This window comes from Streptomyces lincolnensis (genome assembly GCF_021173675.1).
GTDB classification, from domain to species: Bacteria; Actinomycetota; Actinomycetes; order Streptomycetales; family Streptomycetaceae; genus Streptomyces; species Streptomyces lincolnensis_B.
The window spans coordinates 141,132-165,578 of record NZ_JAIHON010000001.1 but is presented as its reverse complement, the minus strand read 5'-3'; the positions used below and the strand labels follow the sequence as shown (position 1 = coordinate 165,578).

Sequence of the window (24,447 nt, the reverse complement as noted above, 5' to 3'; positions counted from 1 at the left end):
TTGTTCAGCATCACCGTCCGCGATCACATCATGATCGCCCACAGCTTCCGCGGCGAGGTCTTCGGCCCCGCGCAGCGTCTGCACGGAGCGACGTTCCTGGTGGACGCCACCTTCCGGCGCGAACAGCTGGACGACGACAACATCGTCGTAGACATCGGCCTGGCCACCCAGGAACTCGGTGCCGTCGTCAGCGAGCTGAACTACCGCAACCTCGACAACGAGCCCGACTTCGCCGGAGTCAACACCTCCACGGAGTTCCTGGCCAAGGTCATCGCGGACCGGCTCGCCCAGCGGATCGAGAAGGGCGCCCTCGGCGAGGGCGCCAAGGGCCTCGCGGGCCTCACGGTCACCCTGCACGAATCGCACGTCGCCTGGGCGAGTTACGAGCGTGCGCTGTGACCGACGTGACCCTGGAGAAGATCGAACAGGTCGAGAAGGCGATGCCGGGCGTACCGGGCGGTGTCGAGTCGCGGCTCGACTACCTGCCGGTCCAGCACTCCGCCCTCAAGAACGCCGAGATCATCCCGATGTCCCTGCGCTCCGTGCACTTCGTCATGCCGGGCGGCGTCGACGACCCGACCGTGCCGAGCGGCGGCAACGCCTACGACCGGCGCGTGAGCCTGGACCTGGCCGGCTTCGGCTGGCAGGTGCACCAGCACGCGGTGCCCGGCGAATGGCCCCGCCCGGGAGCGGCGGCCCGCGCCGAACTCGCCCGCACACTGCGGGACCTGCCCGACGGGACGATCGTCCTCCTGGACGGCCTGGTCGCCTGCGGGGTCCCCGAGATCGTCGTACCGGAGACGGAGCGGCTGAACCTCGCCGTCCTCGTCCACCTCCCGCTCGGCGACGAGACGGGACTGGACCCGGCGACGGCGGCCGACCTGGACGCCAGGGAACGCGCCGTCCTGCGGGCCGTGCCCGCGGTCGTCGCCACCAGCGACTGGGCGGTCCGCCGGCTCGTCTCCCACCACGGGCTCGCCCCCGACCGGGTCCATGTCGCCGCCCCCGGCGCCGACATCGCCCCCCTCGCCCCCGGCACCGACGGCGTCTCCCGGCTGCTGTGCGTCGCCGCGGTGACCCCGCGCAAGGGCCAGCACCGGCTGATCGAGGCGCTGGCCACGGTGACCGAACTGCCGTGGAGCTGCGTCTGCGTCGGCGGACTCACCCACGACCCGCAGTACGTCGCGAGCCTGCGGGTCCTGATCAAGAAGTACGGCCTCCAGGACCGCCTGCATCTCGCGGGCCCCCAGGCCGGCGCCGAACTCGACGCCAGCTACCACGCCGCCGACCTCATGGTCCTCACCTCCTACGCCGAGACGTACGGCATGGCGGTGACCGAAGCCCTCGCCCGCGGCATCCCGGTGCTGGCCACCGATGTCGGCGGGCTGCCCGAGGCGGTCGGCCGCGCCCCCGACGGAGGGGTGCCCGGCATTCTCGTCCCGCCGGAGGACCCCGCCGCCCTCGCCGCCGAACTGCGCGGCTGGTTCGGCGAGGCGGACGTCAGACGGCGCCTGAAGGCCGCGGCCCGGGGGCGGCGGGCCGCCCTGGGCGGCTGGGCGGCCACGGCCCGCAGTCTGGCCGGGGTACTGGGCCGGCTGTCGAGCGATCCCCGGAGGGCGGCATGAGGGAGACGGCGATGACTCAGCGGACGGGACGGATCCCGGCACAGCCCGGGCCCAGGGAGGCGGTGGAGCCGGTGCTCACGGATGCGGGGGCGGGCGGGGGTGCCGGGGCGGCTTCGGGACAGCACGAGCAGACCGACGAGCCCGGGCAGCCCGGGCAGGCCGGGCAGGTCGGCGGGGTGCTCCCTGGTGCGGCCGGTGCGGCGGGACCGGGGCAGCTCGGAGGGTCGTTCCTGGCCCAGGCCGCCGGGGACGCCGAAACCGTCATCGCCGGGGCCGGGCCCGTGCTTCGCCTCGGCGAGCGGCCCACGGTGAAGCTGCGGGACGCCGGGCCCGACGACCCGCCGCGCTACGCCCCCGAGTGGCTGGAACTGCGCGAGGGTCCCGACGCCGCCGCGCGGGCGCACGACCTGCTCGACCCGCTGCGCATCCGGCTCGCCAACCTGCCGGGCAAGGCCGGGCTCGTCATCCACGACCTGGGCTGCGGCACCGGCTCGATGGGCCGCTGGCTGGCCCCCCGGATCGACGGCGCCCAGCACTGGATCCTGCACGACCGCGACCCCTACCTGCTCCACTTCGCGGCGGTGGCCTCCCCGCGCTCCGCCGCCGACGGCAGCCGCGTCACGGTCGAGACCCGGCGCGGTGACGTCGGCAGGCTCACCCCGGACGCCCTCGCCGGCGCCTCGCTGGTGACGGCCTCCGCACTGCTCGACGTCCTCACCCGCGAGGAGATCGACACCCTCGCCGCCGCCTGCACCGGGGCCGGCTGTCCGGCCCTGCTGACGCTCTCCGTCGCCGGCCGCGTCGAACTCACCCCGTCCCACCCGATGGACGAGGAGATCGCCGCGGCCTTCAACGCCCACCAGCGCCGCGACGGACTGCTCGGCCCCGACGCGGTCACCGTCGCGTGCGAGGCGTTCTCCGAACGCGGCGCGACGGTACGGCTGCACCCGAGCCCCTGGCGGCTCGGGCCCGCCGAGTCCGAGCTGACGGCCCAGTGGCTGCGCGGCTGGGTCGGCGCGGCCGTCGAGGAGCGGCCCGAGCTGAAGGAGCGCGCGGAACCGTATCTGCGCGAGCGCCTCGAAGCCTGTGCGGCGGGGGAGTTGCGCGTCGTGGTCCACCACACCGACCTCCTCGCCCTGTCCCGCCCGACAGGCGGAGCGTCATGAGCGTGGAGACGGTCCGGGTACGGGCGGCCCGGCCCGGTGCCGGTACCGGAGTACGACAGCGGGTGGGGGCGATCAAGTCCCGCGCCCGGAGGAGCGAGCCACGCGGAAGAAGCGCCGGGCCGGGGCCCGTGAGCACCGAGCCGCGTGTCGCAGGCGTCGACGGGAGCGGGGTGATCGCCCCGTGGCGGGAAACGACCGTCCGGGCGTCCGCACGACGCGCCGAACGGCACCGCGCGGGCAGGCCGATCGCCCTGCCCACCGCCAGGCCCGCGCAGGCAGGCGAGCTGAGCGTGCGGTCGGGCGAATCACGGGTCGCGTCGGGTGAGGCGGAGCGTCGGGCGGGGCATCCGGACGATGCGCCGCAGGCGAGGCCGGCCGGGGCGCGTGGCGGGCGGGTCGGCGCGGGCGCGGCGGCCGCCTCCGCGGGTGAGCCGGACGTAGAGGCGGGCCGACCGGACGTAGAGGCGGGTGAGCGGGGGACCGAGGCCGGTGCGCCGTCGGCCCGTGCGGCGTCGGGGCGGAGCGGGTCGCGGCACGCGGAGCCGGTCGTGTTCGCGGTGCCCGTGGCGGAACTCGTGCCTCCGACCGGGCCCTTCGCGGACCGGGCCGAGGCGATCGCCGCGCGGGCGGAGCTGCTGGCCGTGCGGAGCGCCGCGCACGGCCACGCCGGTGGGCGGCCCGGCGGTGCGGCCGTCGCCGCGGAGCGGATCGGTGTGATCGTGACCGGGGAGCGGACCGACGCCGACGCCACGGCGCCCGCCGCGTTCCCGTGGCGCGGCGCACTCCGCACACTGCTCGCCGTGGTCAACTCCCGTGCCGTCCGCACCCACTTCGGCACCGTCGCGGGTGCCGTCATCCTCGCCGTGCTGCTGTGGCGCCTCGGCACCGGCGTGTTCGTGGACGGACTGCGGCGGATCGACGGGGCGACGCTCCTGGTGGCCCTCGGGATCGGCCTGGTCACCACCGTGTTCAGCGCCTGGCGCTGGGCGCTGGTGGCCCGCGGCCTGGGCATCCGGCTGCCGCTCGCCCCGGCCGTGGCGGACTACTACCGTGCGCTGTTCCTCAACGCGGCGCTGCCCGGCGGCGTCCTCGGCGACGTCCACCGCGCGGTCCGGCACGGGCAGAGCACCGGCGACCTCGGCCGCGGCGTCCGCTCCGTCGTCCTGGAACGGGCCGCGGGCCAGCTCGTGCTGGCCGGCGTCGGCGCGGCGGTGCTGCTGACCCTGCCGTCGCCCGTGCGGGACGACGCGCGCAACCTCGCCCCGCTCGTCGCACTCGCCGCACTGGGCGCGCTCGCGGTCGCCGTGGCCCTCCGGATGAACCGGCCGCCCTCGCGCCGCGGACGGGCCCTGCGCGCCACGCTCGCCGAGGCCCGCGAGGGACTGCTGTCCCGCCGCAACCGGACCGGAGTCGCGGTGTCCTCGGCCGTCGTCCTCTCCGGCCACCTCGGCATGTTCGTCGTCGCCGCCCGGGTCACCGGCTCCGCCGCCTCCGTCGCCGTCCTGCTGCCCCTCGCGGTGCTCGCCCTGCTCGCCATGAGCCTGCCGCTCAACGTCGGTGGCTGGGGCCCGCGCGAGGGCGTCACCGCCTGGGCGTTCGGCGCGGCGGGCCTCGGCGCGAGCAGCGGCCTCGCGGTCGCGGTGGTCTACGGCGTGCTCAGCTTCGTCGCCGCCCTGCCGGGGGCCGTCGTCCTGGCCGCCCGCTGGTACACGGGCCTGCGCGGGACGAGGGCGGGAGCCAGGACCGCCGTAGCGGATCCGGAGCCCGGCCACGGGGCGGCGGACGACTACCCGCGCCCGGCTTCCCCGGCGCTCTCCGGCGCCGCCGAAGTGAGGATCGAGAAATACGTCTCGAAGGAATCGGCGAGGCTCGCCAGCAGTTCCTTCCCCTTTTCCGCGGACCCCAGGGAAGGACGGCCGATGACGCCCGAATCGGTATAGGCGGACATCCCGACGGACAACAGATGACGGCGGTCGTCCGCGACGAAATCGGCCGACTCGTAACCGGGCCGGACCATTTCGGGATGGGCGTGCAGAAGGATGGAGGTCTCGATTTCCCCCGCGTGCATGTCGGTGAGCAGCGAGGTCGCCACCCCGGCCCGCTCCCGCGCCGCCTCCCAGTCCTCCGGGGCCGGGAACAGCGCCATCCGCTCACCGCGCGCGGAGGACTCCTGAACGGCGTTGCCCAGGACGTAGTTCCCGCCGTGTCCGTTGACCAGCACCAGGGCCTCGACGCCCGAGCGGCGCAGCGACGCCGCTATGTCCCGTACCACCGCGTGAAGGGTCACGGAGGAGATGCTGACGGTTCCCGACCAGGCCGCGTGCTCGTGCGAGCAGGCGATGGTCACCGGCGGAAGGAGGTGCACCGGGTACGCGCCGGCGATCTCCCGGGCGATGGCACAGGCGACCAGTGTGTCGGTCGCCAACGGCAGGTACGGACCGTGCTGTTCGAAGCTGCCGACCGGAAGAACGGCCACCTGGGGTGAGACGCCCGCGCCTCGTGTCCGTACGTCTTCCGTAGTGTCCGCCGGCACCAGACCGTACGCCGCCGACCGTATTCCCGAACCACTCATCTTTTCACGGCCTTTCGTCTCTGCTTAGGAAACAGATCATGACAGAAAAAATTGGCGTGCTCGGCAAGAAGTCACCACAGCGCACGGGTGTGGAACGCGTCGTGAATGCCCCGCTGCCCACCGTGTACGGGAAATTCCAGGCGGTCGGCTATCTCGATCACGACCGGGGCGAGGAACAAGTGGCCCTGGTCTACGGCGAGATCGGCACGGACGAGGTGCTCACCCGTCTGCATTCCGAGTGCCTGACCGGTGACGCGTTCGGCTCCCAGCACTGCGAGTGCGGCGACCAGCTGGCCTCCGCGCTGCGCGCCGTGGCCGCCGAGGGCGCCGGCGTCGTCGTCTACCTGCGCGGTCACGAGGGCCGCGGCATCGGGCTGCTAGCCAAGCTGCGCGCGATGGCGCTCCAGGCCGAGGGCCTGGACACCGTCGAGGCGAACCTCGCGCTCGGCCTGCCGGTGGACGCCCGCGACTACGGCGTCGCCGCCGGGATCCTGCACGACCTGGGCGTGAACTCGGTCCGGCTCATGTCCAACAACCCGCGCAAGCGGGAGGCGCTGGTGCGGCACGGCATCCGGGTCGCCGAGACGGTCCCGCTGCTGATACCGCCGTGCGAGAACAACATCACCTACCTGCGCACCAAGCGGGAACGGCTGGACCACCACCTGCCCCACCTGGACGCGGTGGTCAGCTCCTCCTGACCTCCTGGGCCCGCGGCGGCCGCCACGGTGTCGGCACACCGGCACCGGCACCGGCCGCCGCGCCCGGAGCCTCCCCGCCGACGGGCATACAGGCGGCCCCCGTGGGGGAAGGAAACACGAGGTGACCGACGACATCCTCTTCCTCGCCGCCGACCGGGTCGAGCAGCTCTTCGACCTCGACACCGCGATCAGGTCCCAGCGCGCCGCGTTCACCGCGCTCGGCCGGCAGGAAGCGGACCTGCCGGCGAAGATCATGCACCCCAGCCGCTTCGACGACAGCGTCGTCTTCGCCTACCTCTCCCGGCTGTCCGCGGACAGCGGAGCCGTCGCGAAGATCGGCAGCGTCAACCCCGGCAACGCGGCGGCCGGACTGCCCACCGTCCACGCCGTGATCACCGTGCTCGACCCGGTGACCGGCCGCCTCACCGCCGTCCTGGACGGCACCGTGGTGACCACCCTGCGCACCGCCGCGGCCAGTGCCGTCGCCGTCGACGCGCTGGCCCGCCCCGACGCCGTCGACCTGGCGATCCTCGGCTCCGGCACCCAGGCCCTCGCCCACGCGCGGGCCATCGCCCGGGTACGGGAGGTGAAGTCCGTACGGTTGTGGAGCCCGACCGCCGCCCACCGCGCCCGCGCCGCCGACACCCTGGCCGCCGAACTGGACCTGCCCGTCGAACCGACCGCCACCGCCGAGACGGCCGTGACCGGCGCCTCGGTCGTCGCGGCCTGCACCCTCAGCACCACACCCGTGCTGCGCGGGCGGTGGCTGGCCGACGGCTGCACCGTCGTCAGTGTGGGCTCCTTCGAGCCCGGCCGCCGCGAGGTGGACGCCGAGGTGCTCCGGCGGGCCCGAGCCCGCGGAGCCGTCGTGGTGGACGACCCCGAGACCGCCGCGCTCCACGCCGGGCCCGTCGTGGACGCCCTGAGGGAAGGACTGCTGACCATGGAAGACCTGGTTCCGCTGGGTGCCGTGCTCACCGGAGAGCGCCGCGCCCGCACCGGCCCGCAGGACGTCGTCCACTACAACAGCGTCGGCCTCGGCATCCAGGACGCGGCCGCCGCCTGGGCCGTCGTCGAGGCGGCTCGGGGAGCCGCCCGGTGATCGCCCGCGCCGGTGTCGTCGTCATCGGCGGCGGGGTGATGGGCACCAGCATCGCCTGCCACCTGGCCCGCGCCGGGGTACGGGACGTGGTCCTGATCGAGCGGGACGAACTCGCCGCCGGTTCCACCTCCAGGGCCGCGGGCGGAGTACGGGCGCAGTTCTCCGACGAGCTCAACATCCAGCTCGGCGCGCGCAGCCTGGAGGCGTTCGGACGGTTCGAGGAGGAGATCGGCCAGGACATCGGGCTGCACCGGGTCGGCTATCTGTTCCTGCTGTCCACACCCGAGGAGGTCGCCTCCTTCGAGGCGGGCGTGCGCCTGCAGAACTCCCTCGGCGTGCCCAGTCGCATGATCGACCCCGCCGAGGCCCGCCGGCTCTCGCCGTTGATCAGCACCGACGGACTCCTCGCGGCCGCGTTCTCGCCCGACGACGGCCACTGCACGCCCGAGTCCGTCGTCCACGGCTACGCCGCCGAGGCCCGCCGGCACGGCGCGCGCATCCTGCGGCACACCGAGGTCACCGGCATCGAACGGCACGGCGACACCATCACCGCCGTGCTGACGACGCTGGGCCGTATCGCCACCGACACGGTGATCTGCGCGGCCGGCCCCTGGTCGCGGGCGGTCGGCGCGATGGCCGGGGTGGACCTGCCGGTGCAGCCGCTGCGCCGGCAGATCGCGGTCACCGAACCCGTCGAGGGGCTGCCGCCCCACCTGCCCATGACCATCGACTTCACCAGCAGCCTCTACTTCCACTCCGAGGGCCCCGGGCTCCTCGTGGGGATGTCCGACCCCGACGAGCGGCCCGGCTTCGCCACCGACACCCACGACCGCTGGATCCCCCGGCTGTGCGCGGCCATGGAACAGCGCGCGCCCGCCCTGCTGGACCTGCGCCGCACGGGCGGCTGGGCCGGCCTGTACGAGAACACCCCCGACCACAACGCCCTGATCGGCGAGGCGACTTCGGTCTCCCGCTTCCTGTACGCGACGGGCTTCTCCGGCCACGGCTTCCTCCAGGGCCCCGCCGTCGGCGAGGTCGTCCGCGACCTGTACCTCGGCCGCGTACCCTTCGTGGACGTCAGCCCCTTGAGCGCCGGCCGGTTCGCGGCCGACGCCCCGCGCCCGGAGGCCAACCTGGTATGACCGAGCTTCATCTGTGGCTGCGCCACGAGGCCCGTACCACCGAGCGGCGCACGCCGATCGTGCCGTCCGACGCCCGGCGGCTCGTCGACGCCGGCGTGACGTTCACCGTCGAGGAGTCCCCGCAGCGGATCTTCCCCGTCGAGGAGTACGAGGCGGCCGGCTGCCGGACCGCACCGGCCGGCTCCTGGGTGACGGCGCCCGCGGACGCCGTCGTCCTCGGCCTGAAGGAACTCCCCGACGAACCCGCCGAGTTGCGGCACCGGCACATCTTCTTCGGGCACGCCTACAAACGGCAGCCGGGCGCGGCCGGACTGCTGCGGCGGTTCGCCGCCGGGGGCGGCACGCTCCTCGACCTCGAATACCTGGTGGACGACACCGGCCGCAGACTCGCGGCTTTCGGGTACTGGGCCGGATACCTGGGCGCGGCCCTGGCCGTGCTCCAGCACCGGGGCAGGCTGGACGCGCCCCTCACGCCCACCTCGCAGGAGGAGCTGGAGGAGCGCCTCAGGCCCGTCGCCGCCGACACGGAGTTCACGGCGCTGGTGATCGGGGCCCTGGGCCGCAGCGGCCGGGGCGCGCGCGTCGCGCTCCACACCGCCGGGATCGAGCCGACGTGCTGGGACCTGGACGAGACCCGGAACCTGGACCGCCCGGCCCTGCTCGCCCACGACGCGCTGGTGAACTGCGTCCTGGCCACCACCCCCGTCCCGCCCTTCGTCCGCGAGGCGGACCTGGACGATCCCGCCCGCCGCCTGCGCACCCTCTCCGACGTCACCTGCGATGTCGGCTCGCCGCTGAACGTCCTGCCGGTCTACGACCGCACCACCGAGTGGACCGAACCCGTCCGCCGGTTGCACAAGGAACCCCCGCTCGACCTCATCGCCATCGACAACCTGCCGTCCCTGCTCCCACGGGAGTCCAGCGTCGACTTCTCGGGCTCCCTGCTTCCCCAGCTGCTGGACTTCTCGACCGGCGGACCCTGGGCACGCTGCCGGGACCGGTTCCACCTGGCCTGCCGTGAACTCGGCATCGAGGAAGAGGAAGGGGAGTTCCGCCATGTCTGACCCGGTTCCCGCGAGCGGTACCGTGCACTGGATCGGGGCGGGCCTGTCCACCGGCAGCGGTCTGGCCGCCCTGTGCGAGGCCGCCGACCGGGTACGGCTGTGGCACCGCACCGAGCCCCGCGCCGCCGAGGCCCTCGACGCGCTCGGCCTCACCGGCCGCGCCGAGCCGCGCGCCAACGATCCGGACGCCCTGGCGGCCGAACTCGCCCCCGGTGACATGGTGGTGTCGATGCTGCCGGCCACCGAACACGCCGGACTGCTGGCCCTCTGCGTCCGGAGGCGGGCGCACTTCGCCTGCTCCAGCTATGTGTCCGACGCCGTCCTGGAGCAGGTCCCCGAGGCCGTGGCGGCCGGGGTCGTCGTCCTCACCGAGGCCGGTCTCGACCCGGGCATCGACCACCTCTTCGCCCACAGCCTGGTCGCCCGCGCCCGTGCGGCGGTCGGTGACGACACGGCGGCCTCGTACCGCCTCACCTCCTACTGCGGGGGTGTCCCCGCCGAACCGAACGACTTCCGCTACCGCTTCAGCTGGGCCCCCTTCGGCGTGCTCAACGCCCTGCGCTCGCCCGCCCGTTACATCGACGACGGCGCCGAGACCACCGCCGAGCGGCCCTGGGAGGCGACCCGGCGACATGTCGTCGACGGGGAGGCCTTCGAGGTGTACCCCAACCGGGACAGCGTGCCCTTCGTGGAGCAGTACGGCCTGCCGGCCGGCTGGAAGCCACGCACCTTCGTCCGCGGCACCCTGCGTCTGGAGGGCTGGCTGCGGGCCTGGGCCGACGTCTTCGCCGAGCTGCGGGCGGGCGACGACACCCGGATCGCCGCCCTGGCCCGGGAACTCGCCGCCACGTACCCGACCACGGACGCCGACCGCGACCGTGTCGTCCTCGCCGTCTCCCTGGACGTGCACGGCGGGCCCGACCGGACCTGGTCGGGCGCCTACCTGCTGGATCTGGTGGGCGACCCGGACGAGAGCGCGATGGCACGCTGTGTCTCCCGCACCCTCGCCCTCGGCGTCCGCCACATCCTCGACGGCTCCCTCCCGCCGGGCCTGGCCCGGGCCGCGGAGACGGCGGCACGCTCCGAGGAGTGGCTCGGCGAACTCGCCCGCGAGGGCGTCCACTTCACGCTCCGCGTCGACCGGTAGACGAGCCGCCGGTGGACAGGAGCCGCTGGCGGACAGGAGCCGCCGGCCGGCGGAAGCGCGTCAGTGGGCGGGAGCCGCTCGGGATCCGAACGGCACCAGATGCGTGGAGATCACCCACAGGAGGCACAGGTCGAAGACCAGCTCCGTGACCGACGCGAACTGGTTGACCGTGAACTTGAATATCTGACCGACGAGGACGTCGACCAGGAGCGCGGCACGCAGCAGCCGCAACGCGGTGGGCCGGTCCGCGCGCAGGCGGGCCAGTCCGGCGGCCCCGAGCACGGCCGAGGCCACCGCGCTCACCAGGATGCCCATCAGGGCGCCGCGCTGCGGCTCGTAGGCCAGCTCGCCGTCGAGTCCCGCGACGGTCAGCCACACGGCGAACAGCAGCGCCTCGGTGAGCACACAGACCACCGCGAGTGTGAGCACCAGCCGGTGGCCCGCCGCCCGACGCAGCGCGTCCCGGACCCGCGCCGCCCCCGGACGCCGTCGCTCCCAGAGGCCCGGCCGACGCTCGGGCACTGTCGCCAGCAGCCGCAGCAGTGCCTCGCCGACCGCGTTCCGCTCGCCCTCGACCAGGCGTATCGCCGTCTGCCGCTGGGCCGGGGTGAGCCCGGACGCCACGCCGGTGAGCGCGAGGTCGGCGGCGCGCGCGGTGCGTTGCTCCGGGGTGAGGTCGGAGCGGCCGCGCAGCAGCCGGGGGAGGAGCAGGAGCAGGGCGAAGGTCAGGTAGATGATGCCGGCGGCCGGCCGGTAGAAGTAGCCCGGCTCGTCGGTGATCTGCTTGCCGACCTCGTCGATGAAGAGCCCGAAGCCGATCCCTCCCACGATCGCGCAGGCCAGGCGCGCGGGGCGGCCGAGGAAGCTCAGCGCGATCAGGGCCGCCGCCATCATCAGCAGCCCGCCCCACAGCATGTGGGCGATGTGCAGCCGGCCGCCCTCGCCCCCGCCGAGTCTGGGATATCCGGCCAGCGCCAGGAAGGCGCGGGTGACCAGCACGGTCGCGATGCCGGACAAGGTGAACAACCGCAGATGCGCGACCGCCCCGGTCGCCCCGACGAACCCACGCCTGCCCCGCATCACGTCCCCCGTCCCCCGACGACCGCCGCCCCGTGCCGAGCGGCCGCCTTCCCCGCTCGCCCTCCCAGGCTGGCAGGACCAGGGCTCCGAATGATCGGGGATGACCCTGAGACGCCCCTGAGCCGAGCCCTGACCCGCTGTCGGCCGGACCGGCCTCGGGGCCGCATCACCCCTGGTCGGCGACCGCCTCATGCACCAACCGCTTGAGCTCCGGATACAGCGCCAGCGAGCTCTTCGGCCGCAGCTGGGTCATGAACTGCACGGTCAGATCGCGGCCGGGGTCCACCCAGAACGTCGTGGTCGCCACACCGCTCCAGCCGTACGTACCGAGGCCCGCGGGGGCGTTCGTGCGGGTCGGGTCGATCACCACGGAGACGCCGAGGCCGAAGCCGACGCCGTCGTTGCCGGGATCGTCGTGTGCGGGTTTGCTGCCGCAGGCGCGCAGGTCGGCGCCGCCCGGAAGGTGGTTGGAGGTCATCAGGTCGACCGACTCCGGCGTGAGCAGGCGCGTGCCGTCGAGTTCGCCGCGGCGGCGCAGCAGCTCCATGAAGCGGTGCACGTCATGGGCGGAGGCCACCATCCCGCCGCTGCCGGACAGGAAGCGCGGCCGGCCGCGCAGCGGGAGCCCCGGGATCGGCTCGATACCGCCGGCGTCGGCATCGCCGTACAACTCGGCCAGCCGCGGCGCCTGTTCGTCGGTGACGCGGAATCCCGCGTCGGTCATCCCGAGCGGTCCGAAGATCCGCTCGGCGAAGAACGTGTCGAGCGGCTGCCCGGACACCACCTCGATGATCCGGCCCAGCACGTTGGAGGCGACCGAGTAGTTCCACTGGGTGCCCGGCTCGAACTGGAGCGGCAGGCTCGCGTACACGTCGACCGTCTCCGCGAGGGTGGAACCCGGGACGACGGACGAGTCCAGGTGCGCCGCGCGGTACAGGGCGTCCACCGGGTGGGAGTGGTAGAAGGCGAAGGTCAGGCCCGAGGTGTGGGTCATCAGGTGCCGGACGCGTATCGGGCCGTGGGCGGGGCGGGTCACCATGTCGGCACCGGATCCCTCGACGTACACCCGCGGTTCGGCGAAGGCCGGCAGGTGGCGGTCGACCGGGTCGTCCAGCGACAGGCGGCCCTCCTCGACCAGGAGGAGCGCGGCGACGGCGGTGACCGGCTTGGTCATGGAGTAGATCCGCCACAGGGTGTCGGCCTCGACGGGCAGTCCGGCCGCGAGGTCGCGGTGGCCGTGCGTGGTGAGGTGGGCGACGCGTCCGCCGCGTGCGACGGACACCAGGAAGCCCGGCAGCCGCCCCTCGTCCACGAAGTGGGCGACATGCTGGTCGAGACGGTCCAGCGCCTTCGGATCCAGCCCTGCCTCCGTCGGGTCCACCTCTTGCCGCAGCTGTGCCATCGCTCTCCTCCGTCATGTTCCGCAAGGTGTCCGGCCAACTCGCCGGGATCACCTCGGACATCATCGTCGCGCAGGAACGGGGGTTCGGCCCCCCTCATCATGATGATCGTCACTCACGGGGGCCGTACGCCCCGACAGCGGACGCCGGGAATGCGCGACGCGTGCGTTTCCGTTGACCGAGCCATGACTCAGGACGCGAACGAGGACGCGCTGCTCCGGTCGCTCTCCACGGGACACAGTGGAGTGCTGGTCACCCTCAAGGGCGACGGCCGGCCCCAGTTGTCGAACGTCAACCACGCCTACTACCCCGACGAACGGATCATCCGGGTCTCGATCACCGACGACCGCGCCAAGACCCGCAACCTGCGCCGTGACAGCCGGGCCTCGTACCACGTCACCAGTGCCGACCGGTGGGCCTACACGGTCGCCGAGGGAACGGCCGACCTCTCCCCGGTCGCGAAGGACCCGCACGACGAGACGGTGGAGGAACTCATTCGCCTCTACCGGGACGTCCTGGGAGAGCACCCGGACTGGGACGACTACCGGGCCGCGATGGTCCGCGACCGCCGACTGGTGCTGCGGCTGAAGGTGGAGCGCGCGTACGGGATCCCCGAAAAGCCCGACCGGGACTGACAGCCGCCCGCGCGGCACCGGCCCGTCCGGGAACGTCAGGGAACGTCCGGGAAACAGGTGGGGGAGCGTCAAGGTGCGGGCCGCGCACCCCGGCCGCCCCTGAAATCGGCCGGAGTGCGCGGTGGTCGGGGTGAGGCGCGGGACAGTACGGCGGAGTGTGGCGTTGCCGTACCGCCGTGCTGTTCTTTTCTGCGCGTTTCGGCCGATGTTGTTGCCGGAAACGTCATCTGTCAACGGGGCGTGGGCGCGCGGAGTGGTCCTACGACCCGGGGAGCAGGACGGACGGCCGATGTGCCGACGATCGATGGCTGCCTACGCTGCCGGTGCACCCCCGGTACACCTCCGGTACACGCAGGGAAGAGGGAACCATGCCCGTAGACGGCCGCAGCCACATCCGTATCGCCCGCCCGTCCCGTGATCTGGCCGCCGCCGAGCGCTTCTGGGTCGAGGGACTCGGCCTGGGTGTCGTCTGGCGGGCCGAGGGCGGTGCCGAACCCGGCGGGCACGACCTGCTGATGCTCGGCCGGCCGGACGCGGACTGGCACCTGGAGCTCGTCCACGAACCCGCCCGCCCGGTGGAACCCCGCCCCACCGAGGAGGACCTCCTGGTGATCTACGTCGACGGACCGGTGCCGGAGGACCTGGTGTCCCGCCTGGAACGGCACGGCGGCAAGCGGGTCCTGTCCCCCAACCCGTACTGGAACGAATGGGGTGTCACCGTCGAGGACCCGGACGGCTACCGGTTGGTGCTGTGCACGCGGAGCTGGTCGAACGCCTAGACGGTGCGGGAGCGGCATGGCCGGAGGATGCCCACGAACCGGTCCCGGCCTACCCGGTGCCCGGGGAGGCGGCGGGGCAGGAGACGACCGGGGTGACGGCCTCGGCCCGGGACAGGTCGACGGTCATGGCGACACCGTCGACCTTGACCACGACCGTGCCCCGGCGGGCCGAGACGACCTCCCCGCACAGTGTGGCGGTGCCCTGCCGGATCATCAGCCCCGGAGGATCCTTCGGCGGGGCGTACCAGGTCACGCCGACCGCCGTGACGAGCAGGGCCGTGCACAGGCAGGTCAAGACGATCCCCGTGCGCAGAAAGCGGGCGCTGGCCAGAGCCTCGTCGTGGTCCTCGACCTCGAGCGGCCGTCCCGTCGCGTCCGACTCGGACAGCCGGCGGGCGGAGGGGCGGCCATGTGCCGCGCGCAGCAGACAGAAGGCTCCGGCCGCGCCCACGGACAGGGCGGCCACCAGCAGCACGCCCGCCGTGACGGACCAGCCGGGGGCGAGCTGTCCGACATCGCTGCGACCCCTGATCAGACCGAACCCGATGAGTCCGGCCAGGAGCGCCCCAAGTCCGTTGCGCCAGGCCACGGCGACCTCGCGCACCCGGCCGAGCTCCCGTTCCAGAGCCCGCCGCACCGACCTGGCCCGACGAACCTGAGCGGCCGTCGGCGCAGGACCGGGCCGCAGAGCGCCGCTCACGCCTCCGCTCCGGACGGCAGCAGCAGACTCCAGAACGCGCCGCAGCCGGTGTGGCCGTCGGGGGAGCCCTCGTACACGGTCTCGGCGGTGCAGTACATGACGACCGGTCGGGCGGGCACGGGGGCCGCCCCATCGGCGCTGCGGAAGAGTTCCTCGATGACGGTGAAGGTCATCTGCTGGCCGCAGCGCGGGCACGGCCCGAAGAGCACCAGTGCGGAGTCGAAATGCTCCAGGGTGAAGGTGGCCGCCGCTCGCCGGGCGAACTCCGCGTCGGTGCCGTGCTGGTAGCGCAGTGACGGTGGCGTGCTCATGAGTGTTCTCCCGTGCGGTCCCGTCGTAGGTGGACGTGCGGAGAGCCGGAACCGGCGTGCCCCGTGTACGTGAACGCACCCCAGTCGGCGAGCGTTGCGAAGGGACGCGCGGGCGCCGGTGGAAACGCGGCCGGTGGCGCCTGGGCCGGGGAGGGGCCGCGCAGGACCCTCAGCCGCCTCGCCAGGGTGCCGTGCCGCAGATCCCGCAGCTGTGTCTGGGCGGCGCGCAGCGCCTCGGCAGGTAGTGCCCCGTCGGCCCACCGGCCCACGAAGTCGGTCATCAACAGACACGCGGCGAGGTCGTTGACCGGCCAGTCCGCCGCGACCACCCCCCGGGCTCCGGCCCCGATGAGAGTGCCCGGCAGACCCACCACCTCGTCGGGCAGGTCGCGACCGGTGATGGAGGTGGCACAGGCCGAAAGCAGGACCAGGTCGAGTCCGCCGCGCACATCCAGCAGATCTCGTACGGTGAGACGGGCGCCGCCGCCGAGGACGAGCGCGGAGGAGAGGGGATCGGCGGGGTCGGTCTCGGAGTGGCAGGCGAAGTGAGCGACCCCGCCCCCCTGGCCGAACCACTCCAGGACCCGTTCGGGCGTGGCTGCCTCGTCCACCAACAGCAGGGACTGCGAGAAGCGAGCGGCACAGGCCCTCACCTCCCGTTCGGCGAAGGCGAGTTCGCGCAGACCGGTGCCGCGTCCCACGGCCACGCCGAGGTAGCGGGGCGTCCGGTGGGAGGCATGGGTGGGCAACACGCGCAGACAGGGCGCGAAGCCGACCGCGTGGTCGTCGAGCAGGAACCGGTCCGCACGGTCGGTGCCGGACTCCCGGCATGCCGTCTGCCAGGGCAGGTGCACCAGATCGCCCACGGCGATCAGGGTGAACGATGTGCCGGGCCCGGGAACCACCTCGCCCAGTACCTGCTCCCATGCCCATCGGGCGAACGGCTCCAGCCGATCGGCGACACCCCACCCCTCGTGCTGCCACCGGGCGAGTGCGCTCGCCCCGAGGCCGTCGAGGGCGGTGGCCTTCACAGCCTGGTCCGTGACCGTGAAAGCCACACCCGTCTCTTCGCCGGGGACCAGGTAGATGACTGTGCCGGTGGACAACAGGCGGTCGGTCGTGGCGTCGGCGGCGGTCTCGCCCAGTCGCAGGCGCTCGGCCATCAGCAGGGCTCGGGTGCGTTCCAGACGGCCGACCGCACCGGCCGTGTCACCGGCCCGCCAAGCCGCCACGGCCACCGCGGCGGGCAGACCGCGCGAGGTCCGCAGCCAGCTCTCCTTGGCCGCGCGCTGCCCCTGCTCGGCCACCAGGCGGCCCACCGCCTGCTCGGCGAGGTCGAAGGCGGCCACCGCCTGGGGAAACCGTTCCAGCCGGGATTGCCACTGACCCCACTCCATGGCGCCTTCCGCGGCCGCCGCCGGATACCGCTCGCGAGCCGCCTCATACCCCCGCCCGTACAACTCCTCGGCTCGGCGCAGCAGTTCGGGAGCGGCGGTCAGAGCATGGCGCAGGCGAGTGAGTCCGGCCAGAACGAACACGACCGACACCCACACCCGCGACGCCGCATCGGCCTCGGCATGGGCCGCCTCGGCATGGTCCGCCGCCTCCTCGGCCAGGGCGATCGAACCCAGGCGTTCCGCCTGCGCGCCCAACGCGAGGGCCAGCCCGATGCGGGCGTTGACCGGGGAGCCTGCCTGCGGCCCGCGCAGCGAGAGGGCCTCGCGCTGCGCGGCCACGGCCCTGGCCAGCTCCTGGGCATCGTCGGTGATCTCGTAGCGGGCCTGGTGGGCGTGGCCGAGGTTGGTCAAGACGGCTCGGCGCTCGGCTGGGTCCGTTCCCAGCGCGGCCGCGGCCGTCAACCGCTCCACCGCCTCGTCCAGATCGGCGGCCGTTCCGCGCCGGTCGTACCGCTGATGCAGCGCCACAGCCAGTCCGCTGCGGGCCATGACACCGTGCGGGTCTCCGGGGCGGCGGGAGTCCACGGCCTCCTGCCACAGCGCGATGGCGTCGTCCAGGTCGTCCATCGAGCCCCGGGCGAGAAACCGCTCGTACAGACCGGCGGCGAGATTGCCCGCCGTACGCGGCCGGTCGGGCAGTCCGCCCGGATCGGCCAGCGCCCGGCGCAACAAGGCCACCCCCTGGTCGAGGGCCGCGGAAGAAGAGGTCAGGCCCGCGGCCCGTACCAGGGCGCTGCCCCAGGCATCGCGGAAGGAGGCGGCCAGCATGCCGCCCCCGGGCGGCAGATGCGGAGCCATCACCTCCATGCGCCGACAGGCGGTCTCCAGATCCTCCGCACCGCCGCCCGCGCCCTGGGCCTGTCGGGCGATCCGGGCCTCGGCCGCGGCGGCGGTCGCAGCGACGGACAGCGGCGAGCGCGGCTGTGCGGTGTCGGCGGCCTCGTCGGCCAGTTCCACGGCGAGGTCCAGCAGCGCGGGTCCGTCAGCCGCGGTGGCGGCCGTCTCCCGCAGCACGACCGCGAGGTTGAGCTGGGCTCCGGCGCGCGCGATCGAACCCCGGGGCAGTACGGGCAGGGCTTCTTCGAGGACCGTACGGGCCTGTGTCAGGTCGCCGGGATCGCCCAGCAGCCGGTAGCGCTCGAAGTGGGCGATGCCCAGGTTCACCGCGCGTGCCGCCGGGTTTTCCGCCTGGGCGAGGGGTGCCGAGGGGGCGAGCAGCCGGATCACCTCGTCGAGATCCGTCGGCGACTTCGTCCACATCGCCCGGGCGAGCAGGGTACGCGCCAGTCCCTTCTCCGGTGCCGCGCGCAGCCCGGAGTCGTCGCCCGCGAGGTCCAGAGCCTCGCGGGCCCGCTCCTCGGCCATGGCCAACAGGCCTTCGTCGTGGCCGAGTTCGGCCTCTTCGCGCAGGCATTCAGACAGCACGTCGAGAGCGGAAATCCAGGTGCGGACCTCTTCGGGGTCGTGGTCGTCGCCCGCGCGCGGAGGCTGACCCGCCACGTCGAGTTCGACCTCCAGCACGTTCGTGGCCGCGGTCAGGTCGGCCGGATCCCCGGCCGCCGTGAACCGGTCGGCGAGACAGCGTCCCAGGTGCGCGGCGGCCATCAGACGCGGCCAGGTGCCCTGGTCGGCCACGGCCAGCACACCGCGGAAGAGGCGGATCGCCTCGTCGACATCGTCGGACTGTCCCCCCGCGGTGAAGCGGGAGTGCAGAGCCACACCGAGCCGGAACTCCGCGTCGGGCCGGTCGTCGCTCTCGTCGTCCAGCTCGGCCAGGGCGGCGCCGAAGTGGCGCACGGTCCCGTCCGGATCGCCCAGCCGTTCGCAGACCGCGCCGGCCATCGCGTACCACCACTGGCGTTCGTGCGGCGCGAGATCCTCCGGAGGGCCCAGGACGGTTCTGTCCCGGATGGGGCCCAGCACCGGGACGGTGAGTTCAGGAGGCGGAATCCGCAGGTCCATCAATTCCCGTAGCGACAACCGCACTTCGCCCCCTACGCCGTCATCGACCGGACCAGGCCTGAGACGAGAGCCTACGGCGCTGAGCCGGGCCCGTACGGGCCGATCACGAAAGAGGACGTACCCCACCATCAGCGGCACGCCGAGGGTGAACGTCGGCCCGTGGACGCGCGAAGCCACCCGGATGCGCGTGGTGATGGGCTACTGGGAACCACGCGGCGGCAGGCCGACGAGTGATCAGTTCACCGGGGCTGCGTCTCCCGCACAGGGAAGCGGCGGCTTCGAAGTACCGGCGTCCCGCGCCCCGCGCGGGTCTTCCGCTGTGCGACGCGCAGTCCTGCTTCGCAGGTGCCGTCTCCGCGTCCCGGCGGCCGTCGTCAGTGCGAACCGGCCCTAAACGCTTTTGCCGCGGCGGGAGATGTACTGGCATGAACGTCATCCCATCCCCCTTTCGTGCGTGGCTGGTTGAGTGGGCCGTGCTCGGGCTGCACGCACTGCCGTGGTCCGCATGTTCTGTCATGCTCGTCACGGGAGTGGTGAGAATCCTGTCGGAGCGATCACGGCGCAAGACTCTGCTGGCCATCACCACGCAGTCACCGCCCGGCACCGTGGTGGCGCAGGAACGAGGCACCGGGGGACCGAAAATGATGGTTCAGGTCGGCGGCGAGCCGGCATCGTGTCCGGAGCGGCACTCGTGACGCCTCGTGTCCCACGGGAATACTGGGCCGAGGTCGAGGACGTCTATATGCGGCACCGAGACGACCTGATCAGGTTCGCGTCCCGGATGCTGAGGGACGAACGCCACCTCGCCCAGGACCTGGTCCAGGAGACCTTCCAGGCTGCCGCCGTGCAGTGGGGCGCGCTGCGGACCTACGACGCGAGCGGTCAACGGGCTTGGTTATACCAGGTTCTGAAGAACAAGGTCTTCGACCAATGGCGAGCAACCACCCGTTCGGTGATCGGCCTCGCCGGTCAGGACCTGGCCGCCGATCTGGATACGCCCCGAACCGCGGTATCCAATCTGCTGCTTCAGAAGTGCTGGAAGGTCATCGACTGCATGCCCACCGCTCAGCGACGAGTGGCACTCTTGAGATGGCAGGGCGATTGGACGAACCGTGAGATCGGAGAACACCTGGACATCGCGCAGAGCACAGTGCGGGTCCACCTGCGCAATGCGCGCAGCGCACTGGCCGCGGATCTGGGGGACGAGGTGGTCTTCCCCTCGGACTGGAGAGAAGAGGACCTGGGAGAGGAGGCGGCGGGATGAGCAACAGCCGAGACTGGCCTGACGCGCCGGACTCTCCTTCCACGGCAGGCGGGCCGGTACGGGCGGAGGACCTTCTCAAGCGCCTCGATCGCGTGGTCGATACGCACCTTCCGACACCGAGTGCTGCTGAAGGCTGGACCGAACTTCAGGGGTGGATGGCCCAGGAAGAGCTGTCTGAGCAGCGTCGGGACGACTGGTCGCCGTGGCCGGTGCCCGTGGGTATCTCCCCCGTGAACGACCCTGTGAGGGGTCTGCCGGAGCGGAAGCGGTACGCCGAGCGCGCCTCCGCCGACGCCCCGGAAGCGGAGACCGCCGCACTCCCGGCAACCGTTCTGGTCGAGGTGCCGGGGATGTCCGTCACCGGCGGGAACGACGCAGTGGCACTGCACGGTCGCCTCGATGTCAGTGTCGCCGCGGCCGCTCGCACCGCTCTGCACGCGGCCGTGGACGACGGCGCGGGAGATCTCGTGCTGGATTTGCGGGACCTCGGCTCGTGGGACGCCACCGGCTTGGGTGTGATCATGGGGGTACACCGTCGTGCCGGGCGTTGCGGGCGCCGCTTGGTCCTGCGTGACGTGCCTCCTCAGATGCACCGGCTGCTCACGCACACGCGCCTCGATCGCATCCTGACGATGGAGAATTCCGTCGCGGATCCCGCCAGTCACCTCCGCTGAGTGGACGTGGGCGTGCGTGAACTGGGCGACGCCCGTCCGCTCGCGGGACGAGAACTCGGCCGGCGGTGTACGGGAGAGCTCGGCTGTCGGCGGCCCGCAGTACCGTCCCTGCATGCCGAACGGGCCCGCGGTCTGACGAGCGGGCCCGCCTCTCCGGCCCGAGCCCCCGGCCGTCACGGCGTCCGGGGGCTCCAAGGGGCCCGTAGTCCGGGGGGCTCCAAGGGGGCTCAAAGAGGGAGAGCGGATCAGGCCGACACCGTCTCCCGCCGCCCCGCCTCACCGGAGACCCGCTCGCCCAGGAGCTCCGTCGGCACCTTGTGGGTCTCGCGTGCCGTGACGGCGGCGATCACCGGCGGGACGCACAGGGCCGCGGTGAACAGGGCCACCGCCGACCAGTCGTCGCCGTTCGGACCCGCGATCTGCGCGGCGAAGGTGACCGCGAACCCGGCCACGGCGAAGCCGATCTGCGTGCCGATGGCCATGCCGGACAGCCGGACCTTGGTGGCGAACATCTCGCCGTAGAAGGAGGGCCACACGCCGTTCGCGGCGCTGTAGACGACACCGAAGGTGACGATGCCGAGGAAGAGGGTCAGCGGGTAGGAGCCCGTGGAGATGGACCACAGGTAGAGGAACATGGTCACCGCGCTGCCGACGGAGCCGATGAGGAACACCGGGCGGCGGCCGATGCGGTCCGACAGGGTGGCCCACAGCGGGATCGCGGCGAGCGCGACGAGGTTGGCGAGCGCCCCCACCCACAGCATCGACGAGCGGGACATCCCGACCGAGTCGCTGGTCGCGTACGACAGGGCCCACACCGTGAAGATCGTGCTGACCGAGGCGATCAGCGCGCCGCCGATCACCCGCAGGACGTCCGTCCAGTGCTCGCGCAGCAGGATCGCCAGGGGCAGCTTCACGACACCCTCGGAGGCGGTCTGCTGCTCGAAGACCGGGGTCTCCTCCAGCTTGCGGCGGATGACGTAGCCGACGACGGCGACCGCGATGCTCATCCAGAACGGCAGCCGCCAGCCCCAGGACAGCAACTGGTCCTCGGGCAGCGCGGCGACAGGGATGAAGACCAGCGTGGCGAGCAGCTGGCCGCCCTGGGTGCCGCTGAGCGTGAAGCTGGTGAAGAAGCCGCGCCGGTGCGGTGGCGCGTGCTCCAGGGTCATGGAGTTGGCGCTGGCCTGCTCACCGGCGGCCGAGATGCCCTGGAGCACGCGGCACAGCACCAGCAGGACCGGGGCCAGGGTGCCGACCTGGTCGCGGGTGGGCAGGCAGCCGATGAGGAACGTCGACAGGCCCATCAGGATCAGGGTGAACACCATGATCTTCTTGCGGCCGAGCTTGTCGCCGTAGTGCCCGAGGAAGAGCGCGCCGACCGGCCGGGCGGCGTAGGCCACGCCGAACGTGGCCAGCGACAGCAGGGTCGCGGTGGCCGGGTCGGACTCGTCGAAGAAGACGTCCGGGAAGATCAGGGCGGCGGCGCTGCCGTAGATGAAGAAGTCGTAGTACTCCAGTGCGCTGCCGATCCAGGCGGCAGTCGCCGCCTTTTTCGGCTGGCCGGCAGGGGCTGGGGCGACGGACACGGCGTGCTCCTTCGAGGGAACTCCAACGTAGTCGGAGTGAGCGGAGGGGAGGGGAGCCGATCCCTGGGGTGATGGGGCGGCCGTCCGGGCAGGGCGGGGACGGCGTCGCGTCCTTGCGGCCCGGTTAATTAACGCACTGGATAGTTAGTAGCGGTTGGCTACGGATGTTGCGCTCACGTTTCCCGCGTGTCAAGAGGTCCGGGCGGAAGGATCTCCGGGGTCGGCGACCCGGCCGTACATCGGCCCGCGAGCCGACCCGCGCCCCGGGCCGCGAGTCGACCCGCGCCCGGCCATGGTCCGCCGCCCGCCCCGCCTAGTCCGCCGCGCGGTCCGCCGTCAGATAGGCGATCACCATGTCGCCGAGCATGTTCCGGTAGTGCTCCCGCTGCGCCGGATCGACCAGGTCGCGGCCGAACAAGGCGCCGAAGGTGTGCCGGTTGGCGACCCGGAAGAAGCAGAAGGAGCTGATCATCGCGTGCAGGTCGACGGCGTCCACGTCGGCCGTGAACAGGCCGGACCGCTGCCCCTGCTCCAGGATCCGGCCGATCACGTCGAGGGCCGGCGAGCCGATCTTGCCGAGCTTCTCGGAGCCCGCGATGTGCTCCGCGCCGTGGATGTTCTCGATGCTCACCAGGCGGATGAAGTCGGGGTGCTGTTCGTGGTGGTCGAAGGTGAGCTCGGCCAGGCGCCGGATGGCCGCCACCGGGTCCAGGTGCTCGACGTCGAGCGACTGCTCGGCCTCGCGGATCACGCCGTACGCCCGCTCCAGCACGGCAGTGAACAACTGCTCCTTGCCGCCGAAGTAGTAGTAGATCATCCGCTTCGTGGTGCGGGTCCGGGCGGCGATCTCGTCCACCCGGGCGCCGGCGAAGCCGACCCGGGCGAACTCCTGGGTCGCCACGTCGAGGATCTCGGCCTGGGTGCGCGCGGCGTCACGGATGCGCCCGTTGGGTCGTGCCGGTTCTTCGACGCTGGTCATCGGGTTCCTTCGGGCGGGGGCCAGTGCCGCAGATTCTAGAAGCAGGCCGTGGTGACGGACCGACGGATTCCCGGCGGGCACTTCCCGTGCTCCCGCGATGCTGATATAGCTAACGTACTAGTTCGTACATTAGTGGCGCTCAGGAGGTCCGTGATGGCCAAGGACTCGTATCTCGTCGGTCTGATCGGATCGGGCATCGGCCCCTCGCTCACCCCCGCCCTGCACGAGCGGGAGGCCGACCGGCAGGGTCTGCGCCATCTGTACCGGATCATCGACCTCGACCGGCTCGGTGTCGGCGCCGAGGCGGTGGGCGACCTGGTGCGTTCGGCCCGCGACCTGGGCTTCGACGGGCTCAACATCACGCATCCGGGCAAGCAGACCGTGATCGGGCACCTCGACGCGCTGGCCCCGCAGGCCGAGGCCCTGGGCGCGGTCAACACCGTCGTCTTCGAGGAGGACGGCCGGGCCGTCGGCCACAACACCGACGTCACCGGCTTCGCCGCCTCCTTCGCGCGCGGCCTGCCCGACGTCCCCCTGGAACGGGTCGTGCAGCTGGGCGCGGGCGGCGCGGGCGCGGCCGTCGCGCACGCCATGCTCACCCTGGGCGCCGAGCGGATCACCGTGACGGACCCGCTGCCCGAGCGGGCCGCCGGCCTCGCCGACTCCCTCAACCGCCATTTCGGCCCGGACCGGGCGGCCGCCGCGGGACCCGACCGGCTGCCCGCGCTGCTCACCCGGGCCGACGGCCTCGTGCACGCCACCCCCACCGGTATGGCCGCCCACCCCGGCCTGCCCCTCCCCGCGGAACTCCTGCACCCCGGGCTGTGGGTGGCCGAAGTGGTCTACCGCCCGCTGCAGACCGAGCTGCTGCGCGCCGCCCGGGCGCTCGGCTGCGCCACGCTCGACGGCGGCGGCATGGCCGTCTTCCAGGCCGTGGACGCCTTCCGCCTGTTCACCGGCCGGGAACCCGACGCCGCGCGGATGCTCGCGGACTTCACCGACCTGACGGCCGGTGCGGTGGCCGCCCGCCCCTAAGAGCCAGGCCCCCAGCGCCCCAAGAGGCCCGGCCCCCTCGTCAGCAAGGGACCTTCAGAGAAACAGAGG

22 protein-coding genes and 1 pseudogene are annotated in these 24,447 nt (G+C 72.8%); 15 read left to right on the top strand and 8 right to left on the bottom strand.

Annotated elements, in window-relative coordinates; translation table 11 throughout:
• The 4 genes from K4B79_RS00740 (at position 1) to K4B79_RS48515 (ending at position 4,731) form a co-directional block, all read left to right on the top strand.
• On the top strand, positions 1 to 399 hold the full coding sequence (locus K4B79_RS00740; RefSeq protein WP_067442843.1) for a 6-pyruvoyl trahydropterin synthase family protein: 399 nt from the start codon (positions 1 to 3) through the stop codon (positions 397 to 399).
• A complete protein-coding gene (locus K4B79_RS00735) occupies positions 396 to 1,625 on the top strand; it encodes a glycosyltransferase family 4 protein (protein WP_374208402.1) in 1,230 nt (409 codons plus the stop codon). Before K4B79_RS00740 ends, K4B79_RS00735 begins: the two co-directional genes overlap by 4 nt.
• Before the next feature lie 11 nt (positions 1,626 to 1,636).
• Positions 1,637 to 2,791, top strand: coding sequence for a class I SAM-dependent methyltransferase (locus K4B79_RS00730; protein WP_232024171.1), 1,155 nt, complete (start codon positions 1,637 to 1,639; stop codon positions 2,789 to 2,791).
• Positions 2,792 to 3,510: 719 nt separating this feature from the next.
• Positions 3,511 to 4,731: a lysylphosphatidylglycerol synthase transmembrane domain-containing protein gene (locus K4B79_RS48515; RefSeq protein WP_374208410.1), complete on the top strand. Its 1,221-nt coding sequence runs from the start codon at positions 3,511 to 3,513 to the stop codon at positions 4,729 to 4,731.
• On the opposite strand, the pseudogene K4B79_RS00720 reads toward K4B79_RS48515, so the two are convergent.
• Positions 4,614 to 5,363 (bottom strand): annotated as a pseudogene (locus K4B79_RS00720) (creatininase family protein); the annotation flags it as partial. The gene K4B79_RS48515 and the pseudogene K4B79_RS00720 overlap by 118 nt on opposite strands.
• 38 nt (positions 5,364 to 5,401) lie before the next feature.
• Between K4B79_RS00720 and ribA the strand changes: the two are divergent.
• The 5 genes from ribA (at position 5,402) to K4B79_RS00695 (ending at position 10,516) form a co-directional block, all read left to right on the top strand.
• Positions 5,402 to 6,061, top strand: a complete 660-nt coding sequence (ribA, locus tag K4B79_RS00715; RefSeq protein ID WP_232024170.1) for a GTP cyclohydrolase II — start codon at positions 5,402 to 5,404, stop codon at positions 6,059 to 6,061.
• Positions 6,062 to 6,182: 121 nt separating this feature from the next.
• Positions 6,183 to 7,163 (top strand): ornithine cyclodeaminase family protein, encoded by a 981-nt coding sequence (locus K4B79_RS00710; RefSeq protein WP_232024169.1) that lies wholly within the window; start codon positions 6,183 to 6,185, stop codon positions 7,161 to 7,163.
• On the top strand, positions 7,160 to 8,305 hold the full coding sequence (locus K4B79_RS00705) for an NAD(P)/FAD-dependent oxidoreductase (RefSeq protein WP_308280347.1): 1,146 nt from the start codon (positions 7,160 to 7,162) through the stop codon (positions 8,303 to 8,305). The genes K4B79_RS00710 and K4B79_RS00705 overlap by 4 nt, the downstream gene beginning before the upstream one ends.
• Entirely contained in the window at positions 8,302 to 9,369 is a 1,068-nt protein-coding gene (locus K4B79_RS00700) for a saccharopine dehydrogenase (protein WP_232024168.1), read from the top strand. Before K4B79_RS00705 ends, K4B79_RS00700 begins: the two co-directional genes overlap by 4 nt.
• Positions 9,362 to 10,516, top strand: coding sequence for a saccharopine dehydrogenase family protein (locus K4B79_RS00695; protein ID WP_232024167.1), 1,155 nt, complete (start codon positions 9,362 to 9,364; stop codon positions 10,514 to 10,516). The genes K4B79_RS00700 and K4B79_RS00695 overlap by 8 nt, the downstream gene beginning before the upstream one ends.
• Before the next feature lie 60 nt (positions 10,517 to 10,576).
• On the opposite strand, the gene K4B79_RS00690 is transcribed toward K4B79_RS00695, so the two are convergent.
• Both K4B79_RS00690 and K4B79_RS00685 read right to left on the bottom strand, forming a co-directional pair.
• Positions 10,577 to 11,596, bottom strand: a complete 1,020-nt coding sequence (locus tag K4B79_RS00690) for a hypothetical protein (RefSeq protein WP_232024166.1) — start codon at positions 11,594 to 11,596, stop codon at positions 10,577 to 10,579.
• Between the two features lie 166 nt (positions 11,597 to 11,762).
• Entirely contained in the window at positions 11,763 to 12,998 is a 1,236-nt protein-coding gene (locus K4B79_RS00685) for a serine hydrolase domain-containing protein (RefSeq protein WP_232024165.1), read from the bottom strand.
• A gap of 183 nt (positions 12,999 to 13,181) precedes the next feature.
• Between K4B79_RS00685 and K4B79_RS00680 the strand changes: the two genes are divergently transcribed.
• Both K4B79_RS00680 and K4B79_RS00675 read left to right on the top strand, forming a co-directional pair.
• Positions 13,182 to 13,631 (top strand): PPOX class F420-dependent oxidoreductase, encoded by a 450-nt coding sequence (locus K4B79_RS00680; protein ID WP_232024164.1) that lies wholly within the window; start codon positions 13,182 to 13,184, stop codon positions 13,629 to 13,631.
• A gap of 368 nt (positions 13,632 to 13,999) precedes the next feature.
• On the top strand, positions 14,000 to 14,410 hold the full coding sequence (locus K4B79_RS00675; protein ID WP_232024163.1) for a VOC family protein: 411 nt from the start codon (positions 14,000 to 14,002) through the stop codon (positions 14,408 to 14,410).
• Between the two features lie 49 nt (positions 14,411 to 14,459).
• On the opposite strand, the gene K4B79_RS00670 is transcribed toward K4B79_RS00675, so the two are convergent.
• From K4B79_RS00670 to K4B79_RS00660, 3 genes are read right to left on the bottom strand one after another with little or no spacing between them, the layout of a single operon-like run.
• On the bottom strand, positions 14,460 to 15,110 hold the full coding sequence (locus tag K4B79_RS00670; RefSeq protein ID WP_232024162.1) for a hypothetical protein: 651 nt from the start codon (positions 15,108 to 15,110) through the stop codon (positions 14,460 to 14,462).
• Complete coding sequence (locus K4B79_RS00665) at positions 15,107 to 15,421, bottom strand: hypothetical protein (protein ID WP_232024161.1); 315 nt, start codon at positions 15,419 to 15,421, stop codon at positions 15,107 to 15,109. The genes K4B79_RS00670 and K4B79_RS00665 overlap by 4 nt, the downstream gene beginning before the upstream one ends.
• Positions 15,418 to 18,840: a CHAT domain-containing protein gene (locus tag K4B79_RS00660; RefSeq protein WP_232024160.1), complete on the bottom strand. Its 3,423-nt coding sequence runs from the start codon at positions 18,838 to 18,840 to the stop codon at positions 15,418 to 15,420. The genes K4B79_RS00665 and K4B79_RS00660 overlap by 4 nt, the downstream gene beginning before the upstream one ends.
• A gap of 425 nt (positions 18,841 to 19,265) precedes the next feature.
• Between K4B79_RS00660 and K4B79_RS00655 the strand changes: the two genes are divergently transcribed.
• The 3 genes from K4B79_RS00655 to K4B79_RS00645 all read left to right on the top strand — a co-directional run bounded on the left by K4B79_RS00655 (position 19,266) and on the right by K4B79_RS00645 (position 20,778).
• Entirely contained in the window at positions 19,266 to 19,535 is a 270-nt protein-coding gene (locus tag K4B79_RS00655; protein ID WP_232024159.1) for a hypothetical protein, read from the top strand.
• Entirely contained in the window at positions 19,532 to 20,104 is a 573-nt protein-coding gene (locus K4B79_RS00650; protein ID WP_232024158.1) for an RNA polymerase sigma factor, read from the top strand. Before K4B79_RS00655 ends, K4B79_RS00650 begins: the two co-directional genes overlap by 4 nt.
• 350 nt (positions 20,105 to 20,454) lie before the next feature.
• Positions 20,455 to 20,778 (top strand): STAS domain-containing protein, encoded by a 324-nt coding sequence (locus tag K4B79_RS00645; protein WP_232024722.1) that lies wholly within the window; start codon positions 20,455 to 20,457, stop codon positions 20,776 to 20,778.
• A gap of 245 nt (positions 20,779 to 21,023) precedes the next feature.
• On the opposite strand, the gene K4B79_RS00640 is transcribed toward K4B79_RS00645, so the two are convergent.
• Both K4B79_RS00640 and K4B79_RS00635 read right to left on the bottom strand, forming a co-directional pair.
• The gene (locus K4B79_RS00640; RefSeq protein ID WP_232024157.1) at positions 21,024 to 22,364 is read right to left on the bottom strand and encodes an MFS transporter; all 1,341 of its coding nucleotides are present in this window, start codon (positions 22,362 to 22,364) and stop codon (positions 21,024 to 21,026) included.
• Positions 22,365 to 22,677: 313 nt separating this feature from the next.
• Positions 22,678 to 23,343, bottom strand: a complete 666-nt coding sequence (locus K4B79_RS00635) for a TetR/AcrR family transcriptional regulator (RefSeq protein WP_232024156.1) — start codon at positions 23,341 to 23,343, stop codon at positions 22,678 to 22,680.
• A 153-nt stretch (positions 23,344 to 23,496) separates the two neighbouring features.
• On the opposite strand from K4B79_RS00635, the gene K4B79_RS00630 reads away from it, so the two are divergent.
• Positions 23,497 to 24,378, top strand: a complete 882-nt coding sequence (locus tag K4B79_RS00630) for a shikimate dehydrogenase (protein ID WP_232024155.1) — start codon at positions 23,497 to 23,499, stop codon at positions 24,376 to 24,378.
• The last annotated feature ends 69 nt before the right edge of the window (positions 24,379 to 24,447 follow it).

Coding starts and splice junctions, on each gene's coding strand:
- K4B79_RS00690 (WP_232024166.1), bottom strand. CDS start 11,596: ATGCGGGGCAGGCGTGGGTTCGTCGGGGCGACCGGGGCGGTCGCGCAT.
- ribA (WP_232024170.1), top strand. CDS start 5,402: ATGACAGAAAAAATTGGCGTGCTCGGCAAGAAGTCACCACAGCGCACG.
- K4B79_RS00630 (WP_232024155.1), top strand. CDS start 23,497: ATGGCCAAGGACTCGTATCTCGTCGGTCTGATCGGATCGGGCATCGGC.
- K4B79_RS00730 (WP_232024171.1), top strand. CDS start 1,637: ATGACTCAGCGGACGGGACGGATCCCGGCACAGCCCGGGCCCAGGGAG.
- K4B79_RS00675 (WP_232024163.1), top strand. CDS start 14,000: ATGCCCGTAGACGGCCGCAGCCACATCCGTATCGCCCGCCCGTCCCGT.
- K4B79_RS00685 (WP_232024165.1), bottom strand. CDS start 12,998: ATGGCACAGCTGCGGCAAGAGGTGGACCCGACGGAGGCAGGGCTGGAT.
- K4B79_RS00695 (WP_232024167.1), top strand. CDS start 9,362: ATGTCTGACCCGGTTCCCGCGAGCGGTACCGTGCACTGGATCGGGGCG.
- K4B79_RS00680 (WP_232024164.1), top strand. CDS start 13,182: ATGACTCAGGACGCGAACGAGGACGCGCTGCTCCGGTCGCTCTCCACG.
- K4B79_RS00645 (WP_232024722.1), top strand. CDS start 20,455: ATGTCCGTCACCGGCGGGAACGACGCAGTGGCACTGCACGGTCGCCTC.
- K4B79_RS00655 (WP_232024159.1), top strand. CDS start 19,266: ATGAACGTCATCCCATCCCCCTTTCGTGCGTGGCTGGTTGAGTGGGCC.
- K4B79_RS00700 (WP_232024168.1), top strand. CDS start 8,302: ATGACCGAGCTTCATCTGTGGCTGCGCCACGAGGCCCGTACCACCGAG.
- K4B79_RS00665 (WP_232024161.1), bottom strand. CDS start 15,421: ATGAGCACGCCACCGTCACTGCGCTACCAGCACGGCACCGACGCGGAG.
- K4B79_RS00635 (WP_232024156.1), bottom strand. CDS start 23,343: ATGACCAGCGTCGAAGAACCGGCACGACCCAACGGGCGCATCCGTGAC.
- K4B79_RS00660 (WP_232024160.1), bottom strand. CDS start 18,840: ATGGACCTGCGGATTCCGCCTCCTGAACTCACCGTCCCGGTGCTGGGC.